Origin of the sequence: Winogradskyella aurantiaca, assembly GCF_003362725.1 — a bacterium.
Classification (GTDB): domain Bacteria; phylum Bacteroidota; class Bacteroidia; order Flavobacteriales; family Flavobacteriaceae; genus Winogradskyella_A; species Winogradskyella_A aurantiaca.
On record NZ_QKTV01000003.1, the window covers coordinates 301,956 to 327,178 of the forward strand.

General features: G+C 36.2%; 25 protein-coding genes. 5 read left to right on the plus strand and 20 right to left on the minus strand.

The genetic code is table 11. The features are described 5' to 3' along the window. Positions 1-5: 5 nt before the first annotated feature. A complete protein-coding gene (locus DN064_RS07500; protein ID WP_115462011.1) occupies positions 6-875 on the plus strand; it encodes an ion transporter in 870 nt (289 codons plus the stop codon). Positions 876-879: 4 nt separating this feature from the next. Next, positions 880-1,791, plus strand: a complete 912-nt coding sequence (gene miaA, locus DN064_RS07505; RefSeq protein ID WP_115462076.1) for a tRNA (adenosine(37)-N6)-dimethylallyltransferase MiaA — start codon at positions 880-882, stop codon at positions 1,789-1,791. Between the two features lie 31 nt (positions 1,792-1,822). Here miaA and DN064_RS07510 read toward each other — a convergent pair whose 3' ends face one another. From DN064_RS07510 to DN064_RS07580, 15 genes are all read right to left on the minus strand, one after another. Continuing rightward, positions 1,823-2,536 (minus strand): response regulator transcription factor, encoded by a 714-nt coding sequence (locus DN064_RS07510; protein WP_115462012.1) that lies wholly within the window; start codon positions 2,534-2,536, stop codon positions 1,823-1,825. Between the two features lie 2 nt (positions 2,537-2,538). Beyond that, complete coding sequence (locus DN064_RS07515) at positions 2,539-4,110, minus strand: sensor histidine kinase (RefSeq protein ID WP_232827433.1); 1,572 nt, start codon at positions 4,108-4,110, stop codon at positions 2,539-2,541. Between the two features lie 73 nt (positions 4,111-4,183). Next, positions 4,184-4,771 carry a dephospho-CoA kinase gene (gene coaE, locus DN064_RS07520; protein WP_115462014.1) on the minus strand — a complete coding sequence of 196 codons (588 nt, stop codon included), beginning with the start codon at positions 4,769-4,771 and terminating at the stop codon, positions 4,184-4,186. A gap of 1 nt (position 4,772) precedes the next feature. Continuing rightward, positions 4,773-5,741 (minus strand): YbbR-like domain-containing protein, encoded by a 969-nt coding sequence (locus tag DN064_RS07525; protein WP_115462015.1) that lies wholly within the window; start codon positions 5,739-5,741, stop codon positions 4,773-4,775. After that, complete coding sequence (locus tag DN064_RS07530; protein ID WP_115462016.1) at positions 5,738-6,742, minus strand: glycosyltransferase; 1,005 nt, start codon at positions 6,740-6,742, stop codon at positions 5,738-5,740. Before DN064_RS07530 ends, DN064_RS07525 begins: the two co-directional genes overlap by 4 nt. 82 nt (positions 6,743-6,824) lie before the next feature. Continuing rightward, the gene (locus DN064_RS07535; protein WP_115462017.1) at positions 6,825-8,822 is read right to left on the minus strand and encodes a T9SS-dependent choice-of-anchor J family protein; all 1,998 of its coding nucleotides are present in this window, start codon (positions 8,820-8,822) and stop codon (positions 6,825-6,827) included. 207 nt (positions 8,823-9,029) lie between these two features. Then, positions 9,030-10,802, minus strand: coding sequence for an FG-GAP-like repeat-containing protein (locus DN064_RS07540; RefSeq protein WP_115462018.1), 1,773 nt, complete (start codon positions 10,800-10,802; stop codon positions 9,030-9,032). Between the two features lie 130 nt (positions 10,803-10,932). Next, entirely contained in the window at positions 10,933-11,745 is an 813-nt protein-coding gene (locus DN064_RS07545; RefSeq protein WP_115462019.1) for an enoyl-ACP reductase FabI, read from the minus strand. A 41-nt stretch (positions 11,746-11,786) separates the two neighbouring features. Beyond that, positions 11,787-13,439: a DNA repair protein RecN gene (recN, locus tag DN064_RS07550; protein WP_115462020.1), complete on the minus strand. Its 1,653-nt coding sequence runs from the start codon at positions 13,437-13,439 to the stop codon at positions 11,787-11,789. A 52-nt stretch (positions 13,440-13,491) separates the two neighbouring features. Continuing rightward, positions 13,492-14,379, minus strand: coding sequence for a type IX secretion system protein PorD (gene porD / locus DN064_RS07555; protein ID WP_115462021.1), 888 nt, complete (start codon positions 14,377-14,379; stop codon positions 13,492-13,494). Next, positions 14,372-15,583 carry a bifunctional phosphopantothenoylcysteine decarboxylase/phosphopantothenate--cysteine ligase CoaBC gene (coaBC, locus tag DN064_RS07560; protein WP_115462022.1) on the minus strand — a complete coding sequence of 404 codons (1,212 nt, stop codon included), beginning with the start codon at positions 15,581-15,583 and terminating at the stop codon, positions 14,372-14,374. The genes porD and coaBC overlap by 8 nt, the downstream gene beginning before the upstream one ends. Positions 15,584-15,592: 9 nt before the next feature. Further along, complete coding sequence (locus DN064_RS07565; protein WP_115462023.1) at positions 15,593-15,922, minus strand: DNA-directed RNA polymerase subunit omega; 330 nt, start codon at positions 15,920-15,922, stop codon at positions 15,593-15,595. 9 nt (positions 15,923-15,931) lie between these two features. Next, on the minus strand, positions 15,932-16,756 hold the full coding sequence (locus tag DN064_RS07570) for an outer membrane protein assembly factor BamD (protein WP_115462024.1): 825 nt from the start codon (positions 16,754-16,756) through the stop codon (positions 15,932-15,934). A gap of 100 nt (positions 16,757-16,856) precedes the next feature. Beyond that, positions 16,857-17,732 carry a 4-hydroxy-tetrahydrodipicolinate synthase gene (gene dapA, locus DN064_RS07575; protein ID WP_115462025.1) on the minus strand — a complete coding sequence of 292 codons (876 nt, stop codon included), beginning with the start codon at positions 17,730-17,732 and terminating at the stop codon, positions 16,857-16,859. Beyond that, a complete protein-coding gene (locus DN064_RS07580) occupies positions 17,732-18,250 on the minus strand; it encodes a DUF6913 domain-containing protein (RefSeq protein WP_115462026.1) in 519 nt (172 codons plus the stop codon). The genes dapA and DN064_RS07580 overlap by 1 nt, the downstream gene beginning before the upstream one ends. Before the next feature lie 71 nt (positions 18,251-18,321). Between DN064_RS07580 and DN064_RS07585 the strand changes: the two genes are divergently transcribed. The 3 genes from DN064_RS07585 to DN064_RS07595 are packed head-to-tail and all read left to right on the plus strand — an operon-like array spanning position 18,322 to position 20,434. After that, entirely contained in the window at positions 18,322-19,086 is a 765-nt protein-coding gene (locus DN064_RS07585; RefSeq protein ID WP_115462027.1) for a 5'-nucleotidase C-terminal domain-containing protein, read from the plus strand. A 1-nt stretch (position 19,087) separates the two neighbouring features. Then, entirely contained in the window at positions 19,088-20,005 is a 918-nt protein-coding gene (locus tag DN064_RS07590; protein ID WP_115462028.1) for a bifunctional metallophosphatase/5'-nucleotidase, read from the plus strand. A 51-nt stretch (positions 20,006-20,056) separates the two neighbouring features. Beyond that, a complete protein-coding gene (locus DN064_RS07595) occupies positions 20,057-20,434 on the plus strand; it encodes a DoxX family membrane protein (RefSeq protein ID WP_115462029.1) in 378 nt (125 codons plus the stop codon). Here the strand turns inward: DN064_RS07595 and DN064_RS07600 are convergent. The 5 genes from DN064_RS07600 to DN064_RS07620 all read right to left on the minus strand — a co-directional run bounded on the left by DN064_RS07600 (position 20,421) and on the right by DN064_RS07620 (position 25,202). Then, positions 20,421-21,161 (minus strand): hypothetical protein, encoded by a 741-nt coding sequence (locus DN064_RS07600; RefSeq protein WP_115462030.1) that lies wholly within the window; start codon positions 21,159-21,161, stop codon positions 20,421-20,423. The genes DN064_RS07595 and DN064_RS07600 overlap by 14 nt on opposite strands. A gap of 98 nt (positions 21,162-21,259) precedes the next feature. Next, entirely contained in the window at positions 21,260-23,254 is a 1,995-nt protein-coding gene (gene ligA / locus DN064_RS07605) for an NAD-dependent DNA ligase LigA (protein ID WP_115462031.1), read from the minus strand. Further along, positions 23,255-23,836, minus strand: coding sequence for an LOG family protein (locus DN064_RS07610; protein ID WP_115462032.1), 582 nt, complete (start codon positions 23,834-23,836; stop codon positions 23,255-23,257). Continuing rightward, the gene (prmC, locus tag DN064_RS07615) at positions 23,833-24,708 is read right to left on the minus strand and encodes a peptide chain release factor N(5)-glutamine methyltransferase (RefSeq protein ID WP_115462033.1); all 876 of its coding nucleotides are present in this window, start codon (positions 24,706-24,708) and stop codon (positions 23,833-23,835) included. Before prmC ends, DN064_RS07610 begins: the two co-directional genes overlap by 4 nt. 2 nt (positions 24,709-24,710) lie before the next feature. Then, positions 24,711-25,202 (minus strand): GNAT family N-acetyltransferase, encoded by a 492-nt coding sequence (locus tag DN064_RS07620; RefSeq protein ID WP_262509088.1) that lies wholly within the window; start codon positions 25,200-25,202, stop codon positions 24,711-24,713. Positions 25,203-25,223: the final 21 nt, after the last annotated feature.

A 25,223-nucleotide genomic window follows, 5' to 3' on the forward strand; every position in this document is an offset into this window, starting at 1 on the left:
AATTAATGGAAAATCAAAAGCCAGATTGGAGATACAGGTTACATGAAATAATTTATGAGGCAGACACCCCGGCCGGTAAATTATTTGATGTCATCCTTTTAATTGCCATTCTTGCTAGCATTCTATTTGTGATGTTGGAATCGGTTTCGAGTATAGATGCCAAATATCATAAAGAATTGGATATTGCTGAATGGGTAATTACCATTCTGTTTTCTCTAGAGTATATAGCTCGGATTATTTGCGTTAGGAAGCCTTTCCGCTATATTTTTAGTTTTTATGGCGTTATTGACTTTTTATCTACAATCCCTAAATACCTTTCACTATTTCTAGCAGGTACCCATGCATTAGTTGCCTTAAGAGCTTTAAGGCTATTGCGAGTTTTCAGAATTTTGAAGTTAGCCAGGTATCTTGGCGCCTCCAATCATTTGGCTAATGCCATTAGAGCTAGCAGAGCCAAAATTGGGGTATTTTTGTTCGCAGTTTTAATAGCGTGTATCATTTTTGGAACCATCATGTATTTAATTGAAGGCGAGGATCATGGTTTTACCAACATACCTAAGAGCGTTTATTGGTGCATTGTAACCTTGACTACTGTTGGATTTGGTGATATCACCCCAGAAACTCCTCTTGGACAGTTTATTGCTGCGATAATAATGGTACTCGGTTATGGTATCATAGCCGTCCCTACTGGTATTGTTTCAGCGGAATACACCAAGGCTGCCGGAAAGGATGAAGAAGAACTAACTAAAGAAGAACTCTCTGGCTTAACCCCTATTCATTTAAATACCATTAGTTGTCCTAATTGTCTAACAAACCATCATCAGGATGATGCTGAGTTTTGTTTCAAATGCGGACAGAAATTAACAGATGATTAGTCCAATGGCAAAGCCTTTATTAATTTCCGTAGTTGGACCAACGGCCATTGGGAAGACTTCACTTAGCATCGAAATTGCAAATCATTTCAAAACGGAAATTGTATCCACAGATTCAAGACAGTTTTATAAAGAAATGCGAATTGGAACCGCAGTTCCAAGTCTTGAAGAATTAAATAGTGCTCCGCATCACTTCATTCAGCATTTATCGGTTAACGATTCTTACAGTGTTGGAGAATTTGAAACAGACGCGATGACTCTTCTTCATAATCTGTTTAAACGACATTCATTTGTTGTTGCCGTAGGAGGGTCAGGATTATATATGAAGGCAATCACAGAAGGCTTTGATGATTTTCCAGAATTGGATCCAAGTATTAGACTAGCTCTAAATGATATTCATAAGAAAAAAGGGCTTTTACCATTACAAGAAGAATTAAAACTACTGGACCCAGATACCTTCAAATCCATTGACCTTCATAACCCTCAACGTTTAATTCGCGCTTTAGAAGTAAGCAAGGGTACTGGGATTCCCTTTTCAAGATTCAAAACCAAGCCAAAAAAAGAACGCTTTTTTGACGTTCTCACTATTGGTTTAACAGCGGATAGGAACATCATCTATGATCGTATCAACAAAAGGGTTGATCTTATGGTGGATAATGGCCTTGTTGAAGAAGTAAAGTCCTTGTATGAATTCAAGAATCTAAACGCATTAAATACGGTTGGTTACAAAGAAGTATTTGAATATCTGGATAACAAACTAACACTAGAGGAGGCGATCGAAAAAATAAAAATGAATACGAGACGCTTCGCTAAGCGCCAACTCACCTGGTATAGGAAAGACAACTCTATCAGTTGGTTTAATTATCCTGTATCGTCCTCAAAAGTGTTAGCATTTGTAAACAATGCCATCAATTACTAAAAAATCCAGCTGATACGCTGGATTTTTTAATTTATTCTTCTTTATTGTTGATGACCAATCTAAACCCTTCGCCATGAATGTTTAGTATTTCAACATTAGGATCAGGCTTAAGATACTTTCTTAACTTAGCGATGTACACATCCATACTTCTTGACGTAAAATAATTGTCGTCTCGCCAGATTTTAGTCAAGGCCAACTCTCTTGGCATTAAATCATTTTCATGAAGAGCAAGTAGACGCAACAATTCATTTTCTTTTGGTGACAACTTCTCAGGCTCACCGTCATCCAATCTTAAGAATCGTAATTTGGAGTTTAAATCAAAACGTCCAATTTTAAATTCAAATTGCTTACTATCGGCAATAGAATCGGTAGCCTTTCTTTGCATAATGGCCTTTATTTTCATTAATAAGACCTCACTATCAAACGGCTTATTGAGATAATCATCAGCACCGACTTTATAACCTTTTAGCACATCTTCTTTCATTGCCTTCGCCGTGAGGAAAATAATTGGCACATCTGTATTCTTCTCTCTAATTTCCTTAGCTAAAGTAAATCCATCTTTGTAAGGCATCATGACATCCAGAATACAGAGATCGTAATCATCCTTCTTAAACTTCTCGAAGCCCTCCATTCCATTTTTTGCATGAACAACATCATAGTCATTCATCGTTAAATAATCTCTGAGAACCGTTCCAAAATTTGGATCGTCTTCAACTAAAAGAATTTTTTTGTTTTGTTCTTCCATAATTATGATATTAATGGTAGCCTTACATTAAAGGTACTACCCTTACCTTTTTCACTTTCTACTGATATATAACCCTGATGGTCATCTACAATACGTTTAACGTACGCCAATCCTAGTCCATGTCCTTTGACATTATGCACATTCCCCGTATGTTCTCTATAAAATTTCTCAAACACACGTTTCTGAACTTGCTTAGACATTCCATTTCCTTGATCAACAATTCGCATCAGAATATTGTTTCCTATATTTTCTGTGTAAACATCAATATTAGGCTCATCGTCAGAATATTTAATGGCATTATCCAACATATTAACAATGACATTTGTAAAATGCGTCTCATTAGCTAAAACAGATGACTTAGCAGCATCTAAATGCAGATTAATATATCCTTTTCTATCTTCAACAATAAGTTGTACATGTGTAACGGCATCCTCAATTAAATCATGTAACTTCAATCGTTCTTTACTAATGTTTAACTCATTCTTTTCCAATTTAGAAATTCGTAATACATTCTCAACTTGAGCGTGCATGCGTTTATTTTCTTCCCTTATCATACCCAAATAACGTTGCACTTTGTTCTTATCCTCAATAATCTTGGGATTTCTAATGGAGTCAAGAGCCAGATTAATGGTCGCAATAGGAGTTTTGAACTCGTGCGTCATATTGTTAATGAAATCTGACTTTATTTGCGAAATTTGCCGTTGCTTGATCAACTGGTATATAGCACTAGAATAAGCCAAAATTATAACACTTGTAAACAATACTGACAAAACAATCATCCACATGATAGACGAAAAGAGAAACTTTCTACGCTGTGGGAATTTAACCAGAAGATTGTAACTACTTTCATTGTTGTTATCCATGAAAATTGGAACACCATATGCTAATACTTCTTCCACTTGATAATTATCTGATTGCACTTTAGTGGCGAGATCATTGTCGTAAATGGCAAACTCAAAATCAATTTCAATTCCACGATTCACTAATTCATTTCGCAACAATAACTCAACTTGATTTGGACTTATGCGTTTGTAAACAGGAAAATCTTTTAAAAGATCACGGAAGGTCGCTTTGTACAAAATTTTCTCTTCCTCTTCCATATCTGAGTATTCTCTTAAAGATCTCAAGGGCGTCAAATCAGTTCCATTATCTAAAGAACTATTGCTATATACATTGGTAACACGTTCATTAGACAATTTACTAACACTGATACTATCTGCATCTATTTCAAAGAACAAGGAGGGCACTTTAAATCGTTCCTCAATAACGGTATTTCGATGGACTATAGTTTGGTCATTATCCTCGTCATCAATTGTAATGTATAGTTGCTGTAAGTTTATTGAATCAGCATCTTTCTCGGTAATCAAAAAAGGCTGGATTCGCGTCACATAATTCCTATACTCAATTTCTTCAATTGACCTCGAAACCATACTTAATGCCCGTTTAACACTAAGCGTGAATTGTCGCTCCTCGTTTTGTAAACTGTTGTTTATAAAATAGGACTGAACGAATATAATTCCAATGAGCGACAAGCTCATCAGCACCACTAATAACACAAATAGCCTCTTGCCCATCGTTCAAATTTAACATTTTAACATTTAGGCCAATTTATGTTTAACCTTACCTTAACACAAATGTTAAAATTAATTAGGCCCCTAGTGTTTTCAATAGTTTCAGGTGAATTTCATTAACCTTTTTCTCAGTTTCAACAAGAGAGTCATTGGTAATCACAAAGTCAGATTGAGAAATCTTTTTATCATCGGACCACTGCTTATCCATAACATCCTGTACCATTTGCCTTGTGATACCAGGCCGCGTAAGGACCCGCTTTATTCGTTTTTCCTTATCGGCCACAACGGTAATTATAAAATCATATTGCTGCGTTAATCCTTCTTCAAAAATAATAGCAGCTTCCTTTAAAATATAGGGAGAATCTTGATTCTCGAGCCATGATTTAAAGTGATGCCCAACCTGAGGGTGTACAATATTATTAACCTTATGCCTGATTTCATCATTATTAAAAATAGCTGACCGGATAAGCGCTCTATTTAATTGCCCTTTAGTGTATACTTGATCACCAAAAAGTGAAATGAGTTGGGATTTAATCGGTTCTTTTAGCATCAACTTTTTCGCTTCATCATCTGCATTGTAAATTGGAACGCCTAATTTTTTAAACATTTCTGAAACTGTGGTTTTACCACTTCCAATCCCACCAGTTATTCCAACGATCGTCATCTTACAAAAAAATAAAGTCTATTCGATTTGCCTTGATTCTCGCAGATTTTACAAATTCTGACTGAACTTTTAATTCAGGATCCAAATAAAATTCCCCAGTTTTTTTATAATCCTGAAAATCACAAAAAACTTCAAAGGATTCTTCAGTTATAGAACTGAAACGATCAAGGTCGACATAGTAAACAACACTAACCTCTTTAGGAAAAAAATTGATTGTTACATCAGGTGGCACATTCAGTAACTGTACTTTTACAGAAACTTCACCCTCTGTGAAACGACGGATATGGCCACTTAATTCAACGCTATTAAACTCCAAGGTGACTTCCTGTTGATTAGGATTTAATAATGCCACTGAAGAAGAGAAGTCCGCTTTCAGATCTTGAAATGAAAAGAATTCTGTTGAAATTTTTGAAATACTATCAATACTATGCTTCGGCCCAATTACAATTACGGAGTCTTTTGAACTTTCAATTTCACCCAGCATGTCAAATCCAAGGGCAAAGCTCAGTTTTGAATCGATTCTAATAGGTACCTGCTTAGAATCGAGCTGGTCATATTTAAAATATAGCGTATCCAGCTTAGTTTCCACTATTTGAAAGGACTCTGGGAGTTTATCTCTTAAATTTTTAAATCCAGGACCATGGCTCCAGAGGTAACTACTATCATTAATCTTTATCAAATCATCTTTAATACTTAAAACTATAGGGTCCGGATTTTTAAAGGTCAAGGAGAAAAAGTTAAAACCTGTACTCTTAATTCTAGTGTTAAAGATAAAAGTAGAGTCATGCCGTAACTGAATATCCTTAGGTATATCGGTTATTTCAATATTAAACTTGACGTCTTCAACTGTACTTTCAGATAACTTGCTCAGCATTAGAAAAATAAAACCCGCAAGAAGAAAAAACCCAAATTGTTTTAGATTAATTCCTTTCAAAAGGCGTTTGGCCAGATCTTTTAATGCTGATCTCATTTAAAAAACAGTTTTGGAAACAAGTCTTCCGCTGATTTAGTAGGATTCATTGTCAATATAAGAGTATTCTTTAAAAACCCATAACCATAGCCACAAAACTGCACGAGTATGGCGAAAACCGACATTATTGCAACTTTAGTAGATTTTGTCTTAAAAAACGAATGAAGCAGCACTAAAGCTAAATAAAAGAGGTAAAGAATAATTAGATACGGAATGCCAAAAACCAACAATACGAAAGAGCTAATGAAGCCAAGGAGAAACAATGAGGGAAACCAAAAAGTTAGCGATATGTAATTGGGATGCCATCTATTGAGTATGGGCCTAACTGAACCAAATTTATAGACTTGTCTATAAAACAAAGTCCAGCTAATTCTCCGTTTATGATAGACAACCGCACTTGGAATAAATCCAGTTTTAAAACCAGAATCCCATAATCGAAATACTAAATCAGGATCCTCGCCAGGATGAATTTTTCCAAACCCATTAGTCGCTTGAAAGGCTTCTCTACTTAAACCCAGATTAAAACTTCTCGGTTGATAGTGTTTTTTATTGGAATTACCTCGTATCCCTCCAGTAGTAAGTAGCGATGTCATACTATAGTCAATGGCTTTCTGTAAATTGGTGAAACTGTCATCCGCTGCATCCGGTCCACCAAAACAATCCAAATAGTTTTCACTTAAATATGTATCCACCTCAACAAGATAGTCTCGGTGCAAAATAACATCGGAATCAAGAATTATAAAGTATCCTGAACTAGCTTTACTCATTCCGTAATTTCTTGAGTTCCCAGGGCCTGAATTTGGTTTAAGAAAATAACTAATATTTAACCGATCCCTGTAGCCCTCAACAATAGCTTCACAAGGAATAGAGGAGCCATCCTCCACCACAATAATCTCAAAGGGTATGGCCCCAGTAAGTTGAGAAGCAGAATCGAGTAGCTCTTTTATCTCAAGAGGTCTATTATAAACAGGAATAACAAATGAATACTTAGGTAATGGCATCAAACAAATGTAGCTAAAGCCCAAAAAAAAACCATCCTTTCATTGACAAAAGGATGGTTTAAAAAACTCCTTTGAGTAAAAACTAGTTTTTAATAATACGGATTGTTCTATTCATTTCCCCTTGGTTAATTTGAACGAAATATGCCCCATTTTCAACTTTTGATAGATCCAATTCTGGATTTATTTGGTTAGGTTCTGTCTCCGAAATAATTTGACCGAGCATATTATAAACAATAATCTTACTAACAATATCGCTAGTTTGGAAATAAACCTTACCATCAGTTGGGTTTGGATAATAGGCAATATCTAACTGATTAAATTCATCATTAGATAACGAATTTGACGTCAAGGAAAAATTATCCATAAAGAAATCAGTATCTGCATTACTAGTATCAGAAAATGCATAAAAAGCGAACTGCACTTCACTTCCATAGCTGGACAATTCAATCTCTTCTGCAGCCTCCCTGGTAGCACCTATACTTGAATTCTCATCCCAGCGACGTAACTCAGCCCAGTTTACACCATCATCTTGAGTCACAAGAAGTGCCACATAATCATCAGGTCCAAGCACCGTTGCATTTGTTGTGTTCCAATCAACCAAAGCAATATCAAAGTTTAAGAAATACGTTCCTCCGGAAAGATCAAATACTGGTGAAATTAAATATTCATCTGTTGTTGTACCGAAGATGTTAACTTTTGCTGCCAATCCATTAGGGTGTCCAGGATCATTCCCAAAATCATCAGATTGCCAACTTGAGCTACTACCATCAGGAAATCCAAATGGCCCATCTGCTTCAAACCAGCCCCCTGGAAATGCTGAGAAATCGGATACAAAATCAGGAACAATTGGATCTACAGGTTCAGCACATTCGACTGTTATTCCTATAACCCCAGTTGTTTCATCATCTGTAAAATAATGGGCTATATAAACATAATATGTTTCATTTTCTACAGTCTCAAAAGTATATGATTCTGCCCCCAACGACGCATCTATACAAGCTTCGTTAACCAATGCACCACATTGTCCTACTGCAATTCCCATTTCGTGATCAAATGAGGCTGTAGATGTCACTGTAACATTAAGTCCAGTACCTGTAAATGTATACCATAGTCCATTCACTCCTAAGCCACATCCAATATCTTCATAAGTACCATCAGAACCCGCTGAGTTGCCTTCAAGAGTCTCTCCACACTCTATGGTCTGAGCCTCGGCACAAGAGGTGTTAGTTGAAGGCTCAGGAGGATTTTCAGTTGTAAAACTCCAAATAGGGCATGGACCTGTGGCAGCGCCCCCAGCATTACTTGGTATAACACGCCAAAAATACTCGGTTCCTAAATCAAGATTAATTAAATCTATGGAATTAGTTCCCACTGTCGTCGTGAATAAATCTAAAGATTGGTCAAGTCCAAATGACACCTCATAAGCTGTAGGTGCATCACCAGAATTAGATGGATCCCAACTTAGTGTGATTTCTCCATCAGGGATTAATACGTCAACTGCATCATCTGCTGGTGTAGGGTTAATTGCACATTCTGGCGCTTCAACATCACCTATTAAATTAACATCGTCTATGTACCAATTATCACCAAAATCATTAGTCATTTTAAAGGCTAAATAGATGGCCGTATCGTTATACGCACTGAGATCCACATAATAAGGTGCAAAAGAAAATGGAACATCTACTTCAGTCTGCGTATCAACAACAACAAAGGTTTCAATATCCGTTTGCGATGATGTTGAAACAAGTATTTCATACACATTACCATAGTCAGCTCCATATGATTGATGTTGAAAAAACTCTAGAATATTTGTAGCTGAAGTAGGGGTAAACTCAGGTGTTACCAACCAGTCTTCCGCCAAAACAAAATCACTGTATCGTACAAAGGCAGAATAATCACCCGTATTAGCGTCAGCATCAGTTCGTTCCCAATCATAGTCAACCCCAGCATCATCTAGACCTCTAAAAGTAGCCCAGCCAGTTGGTGGGACAGCTTCTTCAAAACTTTCAGGGAATTGTGCAAAAGATGAAGAGACCACTAAAGCGCATAAAATAAATGTTAATAGCGTAGTTTTTTTCATATTATTCGGATTTTAAGTTAGCTAAACCTTAAAAGTATGCCTTAGGCGGACAATTACTAATCAATAAGCCTGTAATTCGACAAACGAACATTTTCTTCGATGAAATAAATGCTTCTTTTTAACAGAAAAACTGAAGATTATTGGGTTATTAAAAAAATATGTTGAAATAAACTTAGTTTATAGAGTAATAATTAAGAATATTCTTAGTTAGTATTTGACTATTTTCTTGGTTACCTTAGATCTATCACCAAAATCAAATACCGCCAAATAAACTCCACTATTCAACTGGTCTAACTGCAATTCATTTAACCCCGCATTAACTTTAAGCCTTTTAATTAATTGTCCAACACCGTTAAAAAGAAACAAATCTGCTTCTTCCGCATTAACTTCAACAGTCACTTTATCACGAACAATTGTTGGATAAAGACTAATATAACTTAAGCTAAAATTCTCATCCATAGATAAACTAGCACCTTCCACAATGTTAATCTTTTGATTTACCTCAACATGGTTAAGTATATCTTCAATACCACTTGGCCAATTTACCTTTACATAATCAATGCTACTTGCATCCCCAACCCCAAATTGCTCTACGAAGGAGTGTTGTGACAAATATCCCTCACCACACATGACATGACGGTATTGTACTTGTCCATTAGCCGAAATTTCTATTCGGGCTCCTATACCATCAATATTACTCTCTGTTCCAATAAGATTTAACTTTAAATAATTTCCCTGCTCAGCATTCTTATTTTCCCAAACACAAGGAATGTCATTGTTATTATTAAGAACAATGATATCTAACAGACCGTCATTATTGATATCGCCTACTGCATTACCATAACTCACATGATTATCTCCTTCAAATCCCATTTGAGTATTTTGCACAAACTCAAGGTTACCAATATTTTCATACAGAGCAAAGGAGGGGTAATCCATGACAGTCCCATCATAAGAGCTACTCACATAAAGGTCCATATCCCCATCATTCTCCACGTCAATAAATGATGCCCCCCAGGCAAATCCGTAAAACATAGTGCCTGCAGTTTCAGAAACATTTTCAAAAGTCTCATTCGTTTCATTTTTGAAAAGGGCATTCCCCAAAAAGGGCGTACTCACATGCTCGGGTGTGTTAGTAACATACATATCAAAATAACCGTCGCTGTTAAAGTCATCAACAGTAACAGTCATCGCATCCATTACTACACCAGTATTTGATTCTTCACTAACATCAGAAAAAGTTCCATCCCCATTATTTTTATAGAGAAAATTAGCAGAAAACCTGTCATTAGCCACATACAAATCAAGCCATCCGTCATTGTTGTAATCAAAGAAACCAGAACAAAAGGACGGTGCCAACCTATTGAATAAACCAATTTCTTCACTCACCTCAGTGAACGTGCCGTCGCAATTACTTTGATAAAACAAATTGGGAACTCCCGACTCTGTACCAGTATGATTGGACAAATATAGGTCCAGGCAACCATCGTTATTAACATCTGCCCAGGAAGCACCATTTGTATATACATTAGAAGTTTCTATGCCTGAAGCCTCTGTGACTTCTTCAAAAATTAGATTCCCGGTATTATTAAATAATCTATTTCCATAGGTGTTACTGGTTATAAACAAATCGCGATCACCATCATTATCATAATCAACCCAGCAAATTTGTTTGTTTTGATAGGACTGTATGCCCAAATTGAGATTGACTTCGGTAAAGAAAATTCCATCAATATTTAAATAAAACTTTGGGGTATCGTTAGGCCCAGTGCAAACAGAAATATCATCCCAGCCATCTTTATTAAAGTCAACAAAGGAAATTCCATTACCCAATGCCGTATTCCCTACAATAACGTCCACTCCAACAGCCTCGGACACATTAGTAAAAGTGGTTTGAGCTCGGGCAACACCTAAAAGTGAGAATAATATTATAAAATGTGTTAATTTCTTACATTTTATTGACTTTATTAAGCTAATCATCTTTTATTCCGCAATTTTTTTCAATTATATGTATAATATTTTTAATTGCAAAACTCAGTTAGATAAGCTGATTAAAATAAAAAAGGCCACCTAATGGTGACCTTTATATTTAGGTATTGTGGGAAATAATCTATTCGTCTGTAAAGGCTTCCATAACCGCATCGCTAACTCCCATATTACTGAAGCCGCCATCGTTGTATAAATTTTGTAAAGTAACTCGTTTGGTTAGGTCGCTAAATAAAGTCACCGTGTAATTAGCACAATCAAGCGCTGTTGCGTTACCGAGCGGAGACATTTTCTCAGCGTAATTTATGAATCCATCAAACCCCTTGACACCTTGACCAGCCGTTGTTGGAGTTGGGGACTGAGAAATGGTATTAACCCTCACCTTTTTATCTCTACCAAAGAAATACCCAAAACTTCTCGCAATACTTTCCAAGTACGCCTTATTATCTGCCATATCATTGTAATCTGGAAACACTCTTTGCGCAGCCATATAAGTTAATGCTACGATACTTCCCCATTCATTCATAGCATCCACTTTATATAAAGATTGCATAACCTTATGAAATGACATTGCTGAAACGTCTGTACCTTTCTGGGTCCAATCATACTTCTGGTCCGTATATGCCCTACCCTTACGTACGTTAACAGACATTCCAATAGAATGTAATACAAAATCTAATTTGCCTCCAAGTATTTCAATAGATTGCGCTACAAGTTTATCCAAATCTTCTTCAGAGGTAGCGTCAGCAGGAATAATTTCAGATCCTGTTTTTTCAGCTAGCTCTTTGATCTGTCCCATTCGCATAGCGATCGGTGCATTTGTTAAAACAAATTGCCCTCCTTCTTCATGCACTCTCTCAGCAGTTTTCCAGGCAATAGAATTTTCATCTAAAGCTCCAAATATGATTCCTTTTTTACCTTTTAACAAGTTATACATAGTCTTGAATTTTCAAATTTAGTAAGGCCGTAAATATAAAATTAATTGAGCAATTGTTTGGCGTGAAGGATGGCTGAATCAAACTTTTCAACACCACCTAGCATCTTTGCAATTTCCTGTACACGTTCAGCTTGATCCAGTTCTTTTATATTGGTGAGAGTCTGCTCGCCTGAATCTTCTTTAAATACACGATAATGCACATCTCCTTTTGCCGCAACCTGGGGCAAATGTGTAATACTCATTAATTGAAAATGCCTACTCATTGATTTCATTATTTCTCCCATCTTATCAGCAATTTCACCAGAAACACCTGTGTCAATCTCGTCAAAAATTAAGGTTGGTAACTTAGTATACTGTGCTAATATCGACTTTAAACACAGCATAATTCGAGAAAGCTCACCACCCGAAGCGGATGTCTTCAAATCATTGAACTTAGAACCCTTATTTGCAGTAAATTTAAAGCTTAATCCATCCTTCCCATTGGATGACAGTTGATCTAGTGATAACAGTTCTATCTGAAACTTAGCATTGGACATCCCTAAAGGTTGTAGCTTTTGCTCTAACTGTCTTCCCAGAACGGGTGCTGCTTTAAGTCTATTATCACTTAGACGCTTGGCCAATTGATTAAGACCTGATTTCAAACGAACAAGTTCATCCTCAAGTGTTACAATTCGTTCTTCTAGGTTATTCGTTAGTTCAAACTCCTTTTTGAATTCTAACCTGATCTCCAAAAGTTCATCTAGCGAATTGACACTATGCTTCATTAATAGGGTATTGATATGTTGCATTTTTTGATTGACCTCATTCAAAGAATGAGGATCTAACACAACTTCGCTCTCTTGTGAATAAATATCTGAGGCCAGATCTTCAAGTTCAATTATAGCACTAATTACTCGTTGATTGATCTGCTCGTAATTAGATGAAAACCCTGCAATCTCATCCAGATTGCGTTTTACATCTTTTAATTTTTCAATCAGTCCAATCTCTTCATTCGACAATACCTGCATTGCAAATTGCAAATGATGTTGAATTAATTCCGCATTCTCCAATTGCGCATGCTCCTCTTCAATTTCAACTAGCTGCCCTGGTGTTATTTTTATTTCATTAAGCTCCTCCAAAAGAAAGGCGTTATAGTCTCGACGCTTAAGATCTTCTTTCTGACGTAGCTTCAAAGCCTCCAGATCCCTAGTTAATATGCGATACTGATTCCAAATATCCTGGTACTCATTCAAAATCACAGCATTTCCAGATATACTATCAATAATCGAGAATAAATAGGATTCGTCTGTTAATTGAAGCGTTTGATTTTGAGAGTGAACATCGATTAACTTAGAACCTATAGCATTAAGCGTTTCTAAGCGAACAGGAGTGTCATTGATAAAGGCACGTGATTTTCCTGACGGTAATAACTCGCGTCTCAGAAATACCTCGTCATCATAGTCAAGATCATGTGATTTAAAGAGTTCTTCCAAATTAAAACCAGCTATCTCTAATGTCGCTTCAACAATACACTTTTTGCTTGAATCTTTTATTTGTCCCAGATCAGCTCGCTTTCCAAGAACCAAGGCAAGCCCACCAAGAAGAATAGATTTACCAGCACCCGTCTCCCCAGTAATAATATTTAGCCCCTTCACAAAGGAAACGTTCAACTCATCAATCAGAGCGTAATTTTTTATAGAAAGTTCCTTGAGCATCTTTTAAAACAGCTTGTAAGATCAAAGTTACTTATAAAGAATTAGTAATTCTCTAAAAGCGAATAGATTTCCATTTAGTAGAATACGTGGGTGCGATGTTGTTTAACAGATCGGAAAGCTCAGCGATATTGACATTAGGTCCACCACCGAAAATATCCGTGATTTCATCAGACTTTGCGTCAAAGAAAACTCGCATTAAAAATGAGTTTGGACGTCTACGATGCATACTAAGCAAATCTTGCAAGTGACTAGCTATTTGCTCTTTTCCTAACCTTGGATCGTCTGCCATTATATCAAGGCCATTAATATGGTAATTGTACATGGTGGATCTATATTCCTCGTAGGTAGGAGATAATAAATCAGCCACTAATGTAAAACGCGATTGAGGACCACTCTGCAAAGTCCAACCAGAACCAGCTTGCTGAGAAAAATTAGCAATAATTTGAGCCTGTTTAAAATGATCCAGACCACCATTCAATTTATAACTATCTGCATCTAAACCAAGAATAATATAGACATGAAAGGCTATCACAGATACCAAGTTTGACTCGTACTGGTTAGGATTAAATATGATATTTTGAAACTCTAAATACTTAAAATTAAAGTCCTTATCATTAAAATTTAATATTGGTGTTGTGTAAGTCGAGTTAAATACTGGCCTTGAAGAAGACACTTGAATTGAACCGGTAAAGTTATCATTGTCATAAGCATTAATGGTAATTACCATGCTACAATCAATTTTCTCATTAGATTTATATTCCTGACTTGTCCACTTGGTATTGTTTACAAATTCAGTTAATTGCTGTTCAAGGGTTTTAAAAACGACGTTGTTTTGTCTTCCTGTTAAATCAGCAATTACCTTAACCGTACAATTGAGTTCTTGTCCAATACTCGTTTGGAAAAGCCCAATTAGACTTAATAAGAAAATGAATTTACGCATTAATGTTTTTTAAAATCAAATCCATTAGGTCTGATGCCACCTCACGTTTAGATTTTAGTTCACCAACTTTAATTGCACCAGAAGCTGAAATAAATGTAACCTTATTTGTTGAACCACCAAAACCTGCCCCTGTATCTTTAAGGGAATTTAAAACTATAAGATCTAAGTTCTTTCGCTCCAATTTAGATTTAGCATTCTCAATTTCGTTAGAAGTTTCCAATGCAAAGCCCACTAGGTACTGATGACGTTTAAGGTCGCCAATAGATTTAAGAATATCCTCAGTTTTTACAAGCTTTAAACCTAACGAACTATCGGTCTTCTTTATTTTCTCAGATTCAGTTTTTTCTGGTCTGTAGTCAGCAACTGCCGCAGAAAGTACTGCTACATGACATTGATCGAAATGGCCATGTACTGCATTATACATTTCTTCAGCTGAAACAACTGATATCTTTTCAATAGAATATCCTTCAATAGATTCATTTGACGGACCACTTATTAAAACCACCTCTGCGCCCATTTTAGAAGCAGCCTTGGCTATTTCAAAGCCCATCTTCCCCGAGGAATGGTTACCAATGAAACGTACAGGATCGATGGCTTCATAGGTTGGGCCAGCAGTTACCAATACTTTCTTACCTTTTAAAGGTAGTCCTTCTTTTATGTGCGCTTCTATGAAGGCAACAATTGATTCGGGCTCCGCCATACGACCTTCTCCTACTAGCCCACTCGCAAGTTCTCCGTGTTCTGCTGGAATCATGACGTTACCTCGCTTCTGTAGCTCTATAAGATTATGCCTGGTACTGTCATGTTTATACATGTCCAAATCCATAGCGGGGGCAAAATAAACCGGACATTTAGCAGACAGATAAACAGCAAGTAAAAGGTTGTCACAAATACCATTAGTCATTTTCGACATGGTATTTGCTGTTGCTGGAGCAATAATTATAAAATCAGCCCAAAGACCAAGATCAACATGGTTATTCCAAACGGCGTTCTCATCTTTTTCATCTGTAAAATGAGAAAGTACTGGATTCTTTGAAAGCGTTGACAAGGTTAAAGGAGTTACAAACTCCTTGGCTGAAGGTGTTAGTACAACTTGGACATTAGCACCTTGCTTTACTAAGAGTCGAACTAACCAGGCACTTTTGTAGGCCGCTATACCAGCGGTAATTCCTAGTAAGACGTTTTGTTCTCTCAATAAAGACATTGAGCGGTCTTAGTCCTCTGTTTTATCTTCAGTATTTCTGAAGTAAATTTTATCATCTAACCATTCTTTAATGGCTAACGCATGTGGCTTAGGAAGTTTTTCATAAAACTTTGAAACCTCAATTTGTTCCTTGTTTTCAAAAATCTCCTCTAAACTATCATTGTAAGTAGCGAACTCTTCTAACTTATCAATTAATTCGCGTCTAATGTCTGTGTTAATCTGCTCTGATCGTTTTGCAATAACAGAAATCGCCTCATAGATATTTTGAGTTTTGTCATCAATTTCGTTTCTGTTGTATGTTACCGTAGTAACTGATGCATCTGTGTTCTTTAAATCCATATTATGAGCTTAGCTTTTTTGTTTTTGTAATAATAATTCTTCGGGAAAACGTCTTAGTTCCTCCATCATATTAGTTGCCTGATCTCTATATTGTGTCTCAGGAAAGGCTTTCAAAAGTGAGTTGTAATAGGTTTCTGCTATAGCAATTCGTTCTTCTATCCGCTCCTCTACACTCAACTTTGTTAGATGAAACTCCGAATCAAAACGCCAATATAACGCTTCTTCTTTTAAAGTAGTACCAGGAAAATCCAGAAGAAAGTTGTTAAACGACTTTATTGAAGCCTTGTACTTATAAATTTTATTGTATTGTTTGGCAATTTCAAAGGCCTTTTTTTCTAGTTTAAAATCCAATTCTCTTATGAGAGTATTGGCTTCTGCCAAAAACTCAGAATTGGGATACTGATTTACGAAAAGCTGCAGTTTTTCAATAGCCTCAATAGTTTCTGTTTGATCTTTAGAATAAACAGGCGACAAAAAATAAGAACTTTTAGCTGAGAGGAAAAATGCCTCTTCGGCCTTCTCACTATTTGGATAACTATCTTTAAATCGCTCTAACTGATACGCTGCAGAAAAGTACTCAGCCTTGGTTCTTTCACCCATGTAATAAAAAGTCATACCATATAAATAGGTAAGCTTCTCTGCTTGCGGTTTACCTCGATAATTTGGTATAATTTGAGCAAACAACTGGTTGGCTTTTTTGTATTTACCTTGCTCATACAACTCATTTCCCAATCTGAATTTTTCGGACACATCAGGAGATTTCATTACTCGAGCAAACTCACTACAGCTTGTTAGTATTACGGCAAATACGAAAAAATAGAATATTCTTTTCATAAAATTAAACAGTCGGCAAAATTAAATAATATTAACGAGATTTGAAAGTATTTATTACTCATAGAAACCCATTGGTTTTCAATTTATTAACTTATTAAGGTTAAAGTCGATTTATGGCCTTTGATAATTTTGATTTTAACTCTTCCGAGGCAGGAACCAAGGGCAATCTGACCTTATCTGAGCAAATTTCAAGTTGCTGTAAAAGTGCCTTAACCCCCGCAGGATTATTTTCTGTAAATATCAAAGACGTTAATTCTTTAAGTTTCAAATGCAATTTAGTACCAGATAAAGCATCATTTTTTAAACCAAAACGAATCATATTAGTAAAGTCACGCGTCATGGCCTGCCCTATAACAGATATGACACCTGCCCCGCCAGCAAGTGTAACACTTAACGCAAGGTCGTCATCACCCGAAATAACTAAAAACTCTTCAGGCTTGTTTGCTAAAAGCTCATAATATTGTGCCATATTCCCTGCCGCCTCTTTTACACCAATGATGTTTTTATGACTTTCAGCAAGTCGCAAAATAGTGGATGGCAAGACATTAGAGCCAGTTCTTCCTGGGACATTGTATAGAATCACAGGTTTCTCAGTGGCCGAAGCTATGGCTTCAAAATGCTTATATATTCCTTCCTGAGTTGGTTTACTGTAGTATGGTGATACTGATAATATAGCATCTATTTGGCTTAAGTCAGATTCTTGAATTTCCTTTATAACCATAGCTGTATTATTTCCACCTATACCTAGAACCAAAGGCAGCCTACCAGCGTTAATTTTTGAAATAAAAGCGACGATTTCTTTCTTTTCGTCAAAACCAATAGTAGCACTTTCTCCTGTGGTTCCGCTAATAACTAGGTATTCAGCACCATTCTCAATATTATGATTTACCAGCCGTTCAAGCGCTTTATAATCAACTTTCAAATCGCTGTCAAAGGGAGTTACCAGAGCAACACCAGTACCTTTAAATGAGGTCATTATATTTTCTTTAAAATGGTTAAATATTTTCTTAATTCTAACTTAAATAGGTCAAACCTAGAGACTGATAATTCTAAAATAAGATCGAACAATCGCTGATCATGATTGTGTATCCCAACCTTAAAGTTAGCTTTTGACATGGCCACAATTTGATGCAGTTCAGGTCTGTTTTCGTTATAAAATGCAATTAACATATCAAACGGTTCCTCAACAAATTGATGCAACTCTGAGTTTCTTAACTTTCCAGACCAACCAAAATCCTTGGCAATAAAATAAGTTTCCCACTGCGCCCTTTTATCTTCCTCTTTCTCACAAAAAAATACCACCGTATTTTTTGGTGAGTTGAGATTAAACTCTTTAAACAAAGATCTAAAAGGTTCAGGGTCACTAAATTCATCTTGATTAAGAATAACACCTACATGTCTAACTTTTTTATTCTGAACATTTTGGTCTCTATTCTCAAGTAGATTGTTAACGAATTTTTGATTCGATTTCTCTCTGAATGCCTTTAAAATCATGTATATTTAGTCGTTTACAAATTTAGAAAAAGCAATCACATGAATCTGTTAATATATCTTAAGTTATTTGAATGAAAAATGTAATTATTCCGATTATTCTGGTATTGATCTGTATTTCCTCATGTAAGGAAAAAGATCTAAAAATATCTAAAATTAACAGTGAGCGTATTGAAATTAATAATAGCCTTACTCATAATTCTGAAATTGAAACTTTTATTGCACCCTACAGAAAACATGTGGACAGCAGTTTAAGTTCTGTGTTGTGTTTTTCACCAGAAGTATATACAAAAAAGGATGGGCATTTAAATACTGCTATCGGAAATATGATGGCAGATGCTGTAATGCTGAAATCACAAAAGATATTCGAACATAGAAGTGGAGAACAAATTGATTTTGTGCTTTTAAATCACGGAGGCATAAGATCCGTTTTACCAGAAGGCGATATCACATCGAGAACAGCTTATGAAATAATGCCCTTCGAAAATGAAGTTGTAGTTGTTAGTCTTAAAGGTACTCAAGTTGAGAAGCTTATCAATTATCTTTCTATGGCTAAACGTGCTCATCCCGTATCAAAAGAATTTCAATTAACCCTAAATAAAGACAATGAGGTAATCTCAGCCACTGTAAACGGAGCTCCAATTCAACCCGAGAATTCTTATAATATAGCTACGAGTGACTATCTAATCAACGGGGGTGATAATATGAGTTTTTTTCAATCCAATGAAAAGGTGGTGGTACTGGATTATAAGATTAGAAACGTGCTTATTGACTATTTTACAGACATCGATACTATTAGGATTGGTATTGATAACCGTTTTAAACAACTGAATAATTAATATGGAGAGAAGGAAATTCATAAAGCAAAGCCTAGCAAGTGGAACCCTTATGAGCTTAGGAGGAATGTCAATGGCACCCTTAGCATCTAATCACGAGACCAAAATTACTATTCTTCACACGAATGATGTTCATAGCCATATTGATCCATTTGGGCCAAATGACGGTAGAAACGCCAACAAAGGTGGTGTCGCCAGGCGGGCCTCATTGATTGAATCGATAAGAGCTGAAAACCCAAATACACTGCTCCTTGATGCAGGAGATATTTTCCAAGGAACACCTTACTTTAATTATTATGGTGGTGAATTAGAGTTTAAGTTAATGAGCATGCTTAAATATGACGCTGCCACCATTGGCAATCATGATTTTGACAATGGAATTGACGGTCTATTGGCTCAAATGCCTAATGCCAAATTTGATTTTATTTCTGCCAATTATGACTTTAAAAACACAGTCCTAGATGGCTTTATAAAGCCCTATCAAATATTTGAGAAAGCTGGAATACGTATAGGTGTTTTTGGCCTGGGCATAGAACTAAACGGCTTAGTGAATAAAAGAATGTATAAAGAAACAAAGTATTTAAATCCTTTGGAAATTAGCCAAGATATGAGCAGGATTCTAAAGGATGATGAATCCTGTGACTTGATTATTTGCTTGTCGCATCTTGGTTTCAATTACAGAAATAATCCCAATAAAATCAGTGATATAAAGCTGGCTAAATCCTCAAAAGACATTGACCTTATTATTGGTGGACATACCCATACGTTTTTAGAAGAACCGCTTGTTGAAACTAATAGCATTGATGAACCAGTATTAATAAATCAAGTCGGATGCTATGGATTATATCTAGGAAAAGTAGATTTCATTTTTGATGACTTTAGTACAAAAACCTATAAAGGAAAAACAATTGCTGTAGGATAATAGTAAGTAGTTTGGTTTTTGGCGTCTAATAAAACATCAATAACAGAAACCATGAAAACATTTATTTTAATTATCCGAATCGTAGTTGCCGTCATTCTTATACAAACCCTACGGTTCAAATTTACAGCTCATCCCGATAGTGTATATATTTTTGAAACCGTTGGATTAGAACCTTTTGGAAGAATAGGTATCGGAATTTTAGAACTGATAGCTGGGCTTTTATTATTATTTAACAGAACCGCCTGGTTAGGAGCACTTCTAACAGTTGGTGTTATAGGTGGAGCTATTGTTATGCATCTAGGCATTTTAGGCATAGACATTAACAACGACGGAGGTATTTTGTTCGCTACTGCAATAGCTACTTTTACGTTGAGTTTATTGATCCTAATCTATTACAGAAAACAAGTTCCTTTTCTTAAGAAACTTTAATCTTTTCGTCTTGTAATTCAGAAAATGATTTGGAGGTACTGAACTGTGACTGAATGTACAGAAATAAAAATGCCATGACCAGAAATGTGGCATAAGTAGCGCTCAAATCATTGCTATCAACAATATAGAAATATGCCATTTGTATTATTTCTGAAAACACTATAAAAATGGCACCAATTAAAAACAACATGGCTTTATTGGTGTCTTTATACAAATAATTAAGTAGTGCCACTGACAAAAGCACCATAATGACACCATTATAGGAGAACTCTAAAATGTATTCAGCACCACTAAAATCTGACCCTGCAGTATCGGTTACAATATAAACACAAAAAATATCCAAAATCAGCAGAATAACTGCTGGACCAGCAAATCGCTTCAGCATCTTTCTAAATTCAATGCCGTTTAAAACGTGCATAATTAGAAAAATATAAGCGGTGATATAAAGCAAATTAGCACCGTAATAAGTGAAGTCGAGCGTTTGTAGCCATTCTACTGGAATGAACCAATAAACAAATCCTATGATTTCTGCTAACGTAAAAAACAGCAAGAATAAGAAAAACTGCTTCTCAAAAAATTTCGAAAACTTCTTGTATAACACACTTATTCCAATGAGCATCAATGCAGAAATACCTGATCCGGCAATCTCCCATTGAAAGGCCTGTAAACCAATAAAGGTAAAACCAATTAGTACAAGCAAGAGCTTAATTAGTAGGTTAATGTTCATAATTTTTAATCCCTTATGAACACCAAATATAATCGCATTATTCAATTTATCGATAAAAAAAATAATAATTACGATTAAGTGTATAAATAAGTAAGTAATTACTTAATTATTAACAAAAACTCCTCCTCAGACCTAATAGGGATACCTAGTTTTTCCGCCTTCTGTCGTTTACTTGGGCCCATATTTGCACCAGCAACCAAATAAGAGGTTTTAGAAGATATTGAGGAACCTACCTTACCACCATTATCTTCGATTAATTTTTTCAAGTCATTTCTCGTAATTGATTCAAATACTCCAGATACCACTATTGTTTGACCTTTTAATATTTCTGACTGTAATTGAACATCCTCTTCATTAACAGCCATTTGCAGACCAAATAATTTCAAACGGTTTATTAATTCTATATTATCAGGCAAACTAAAAAACTCCACCACACTAGCTGCTATGCGTTCACCAATATCGTCAACACTTGTCAAGTCAATGAAATTAGCTCCAGACAATGCATCAATAGATTTGTAATGCCTGGCTAGTTTCTTAGCAACTGTCTCGCCGACGTATCTAATCCCCAAGGCATAAAGTACTCTTTCGAAAGATATGGACTTAGAAAGTTCAATACCCGCTATTAAATTCTGTGCACTTTTTTCTGCCATCCGTTCTAGTGGAATTACCTGTGCTTCGGTTAATTCATATAAATCGGAATAATTGCTTATCAGCCCTTCCTTCACCAGTAAAGCCACCGTTTCGCCGCCTAGACCTTCAATATCCATTGCCTTTCTTGAAATAAAATGCTGAATGCGACCTACTACCTGTGGCGGACAGGATGCTTCGTTAGGGCAATAATGCTTAGCTTCTCCCTCAGGTCTTATTAGTTCTGTACCGCATTCCGGGCAATGGGTTATATAACGAGTCTCAACTGAATCTAATGGGCGTTTGACCATGTCTACTCCAATTACTTTAGGTATAATCTCCCCCCCTTTTTCAACAAACACCGTATCATTGACACGAATATCTAGTTTTGCAATTTGATCCGCGTTATGTAGTGATGCGCGCTTTACAACTGTTCCGGCTAACGCTACTGGCTCCAAATTGGCTACTGGTGTGATGACTCCAGTTCTACCTACTTGATAAGTAATACTATTCAGTTTAGTACTTACCTGCTCTGCTTTAAACTTGTAGGCCATGGCCCATCTAGGTGCCTTGGCCGTATAACCTAATTCTTCTTGTTGATTTAAGCTATTTACTTTAATGACAACACCATCAATCTCATATGGCAGTTCGTGTCTATGAGTATCCCAATGATCAATAAACTCAAAAACCTCGTCCATAGATTGGCACAGTTTGGCAACTTTTGGCACTTTAAACCCCCATTCTCTAGCCTTACTTAGGCTATCGTATTGAGATTCAATACCGAGGTTATTTCCGGTAACACCATACAATAAACACTCCAATGGTCTTTTAGCCACCTCACTACTATCCTGAAGCTTTAAGCTTCCTGAAGCCGTATTCCTTGGATTACGATAAGGCTCTTCCCCTTGGGCAAGGCGTTCTTTGTTAATCTGATTAAACCCTTCTATTGGAAGAATGATCTCTCCCCGAATATCAAACCTTTCAGGAAAATCCCCTTTTAATTTGAGAGGTATGGATTTAATAGTTCTGATATTAGTGGTAACATCGTCCCCTTGAACGCCGTCGCCGCGTGTAACAGCCCTTAATAACTGACCGTTTTCGTATGTCAGGCTCATGGAAGCCCCGTCGTATTTGAGTTCGCATGTATAGGCCACATTCCCATCCACCATTTTATGGATTCGTGCCTCCCAATCCCTTAAGTCTTCTTGCGAATAAGAATTATCTAAGGAATACATGCGATAATCATGAACCACAGTTTCGAAGTTTTTAGTAATACCCCCACCTACGCGTTGGGTTGGTGAATTTGAATCAAACAACTCTGGATTCTCAGCCTCAAGTTTTTGCAGTTCCTTGAGTTTCATGTCAAATTCAAAATCAGATATTGTGGGTGCATCAAGGATGTAATAATTATGATTGTGGACCCTAAGATCCGCTCGTAACTTTTCAATTGTTTTGGATATATCCATTTAAACTCTATCTATATTTAACCACTTAGGAACTGGCTGTGGCTCGTAATTATGTATTTGATGAAAAACAGCTTCTAAGGAGTCCTCGATTATCAAAGCATCTAGATTTATAGCCTTTAATAAACCTGCTTTAACCATGGTTTTGCATTGACTAATTAAATGATCGTAATATCCATTCATATTTAAAATAGCAATGGGTTTGGAATGCAAGCCTAACTGACCCCAGGTAGCAATCTCAAAAAATTCATCCATAGTCCCAAACCCACCAGGTATGATGATAAAGGCATCACTTTTCTTGTACATTATAACTTTTCGCTCATGCATATTGGAGGTCACGATGAGCTCGGTTAAGTCTGGGTGAACTATTTCTTTTGTTTTTAAAAAATCCGGAATGACGCCAATCGCGTTACCGTTCTTTTCAATTACTCCCTTAGCTACCTGACCCATTAATCCAATTTTAGACCCTCCATACACAAGGGTCAAGCTATTTTTAGCTAGGTATACTCCAAGTTCGTAAGCTTGATCTATAATGGTTTGAACTTGTCCATTAGAACTTCCGCAAAAAACAGCTACATTTTTCATAATAATTGTGCTTTAGCCATTCGGTCTTTTCCAAATAAGTCCTTAATGATTTTCACATTCTTGAAGCCCATGTTATTCAATAACTGTTGCATTTCCAGACCAAGATATTGATTGATTTCAAAAAATAACCATCCTCCAATTCGTAAGTTATTCACAGCAAATTCTGAAATAGCTTGATAAAACACCAAAGGATCACTATCTGACACAAAAAGTGCCAATTCAGGTTCAAAATCCAGTACATTGGGTTGTATATCTCTTTTTTCCATTTCACGAACGTAAGGCGGATTTGATACTATAATATCTACAAGATTTGTAGTGTTGTTGCCGTCTTGCAACGATTTAATTTTAAGAATATCTTGTTGTTGAAACCTAATCTCTACATCATTATACAAAGCATTTGTTCTTGCCACCTCAAGTGCCTTTTGACTGATATCAATTGCTGTCACAGTCGAATTTGGAATGTGCTTAGCCAATGTAATGGCAATGCAGCCACTCCCAGTACCCATATCCAATACATTCAATGGCTTCTTACTTTCCCACTCTCCATTTAATTTAAGAATGAGATCGATCAATTCTTCAGTTTCTTGACGTGGAATTAAAACACTTTTGTTTACCTTAAACTTTAGACCAAAAAACTCCGTTTCGCCAATTATATACTGAATTGGTTCTTGATGTATAAGTTTGGAAAGAATGCCATCGATTTTGACCAACTCTTTTTCACTTGGCTCATAGTCCGGATCCATTGAATACTGAATTCTAGTTTTATTAAGGACATGGTCTAAAACGATGAAAAAAATACTGTCAATTTCCTCACTCTCATAAATATTCTCAAGATTAGTTTGAAATGACTTTTTGATTTTACCTAGTGACATAACTACAAATCCTTAATCATCCAAACGGTGCAAGAATAATGTCCAGTATTCCCAAGAGCGGACTCAATATTCTTGAACCCAACTTTTCTATATAAAACCCGCGCATCATCCATATAGGGCATGGTTTCCAAATAGCATTTTTTAAATCCAACAGATTTAGCAAAACTTAGACACCTATCCATCATGACTGAACCCAGGCCCCTTCCTCGTGCTTCGGGTTTAAAATACATTTTCTGCAACTCACAAACCCCTTGATCAAAATCTTCCAAAGGAGCAATTCCTGCACCACCAAGTATTTGATCACCATCAGCAACAACAAAGTAACATGAGCGCTCGTTTTTGTATGTTTCAAACATTCGATCAAGAGCTTCGTCCTCATAGGCCGTCCCAACTTTTGGCACACCAAACTCAATTAAAACATCACGAATGGCCATAGCGATTTTGGGGTTATCCTTCAATTCAATTTCTCGAATAACAATAGTATCTTTATGCACTTTAATCAGGTCTAATTTTGA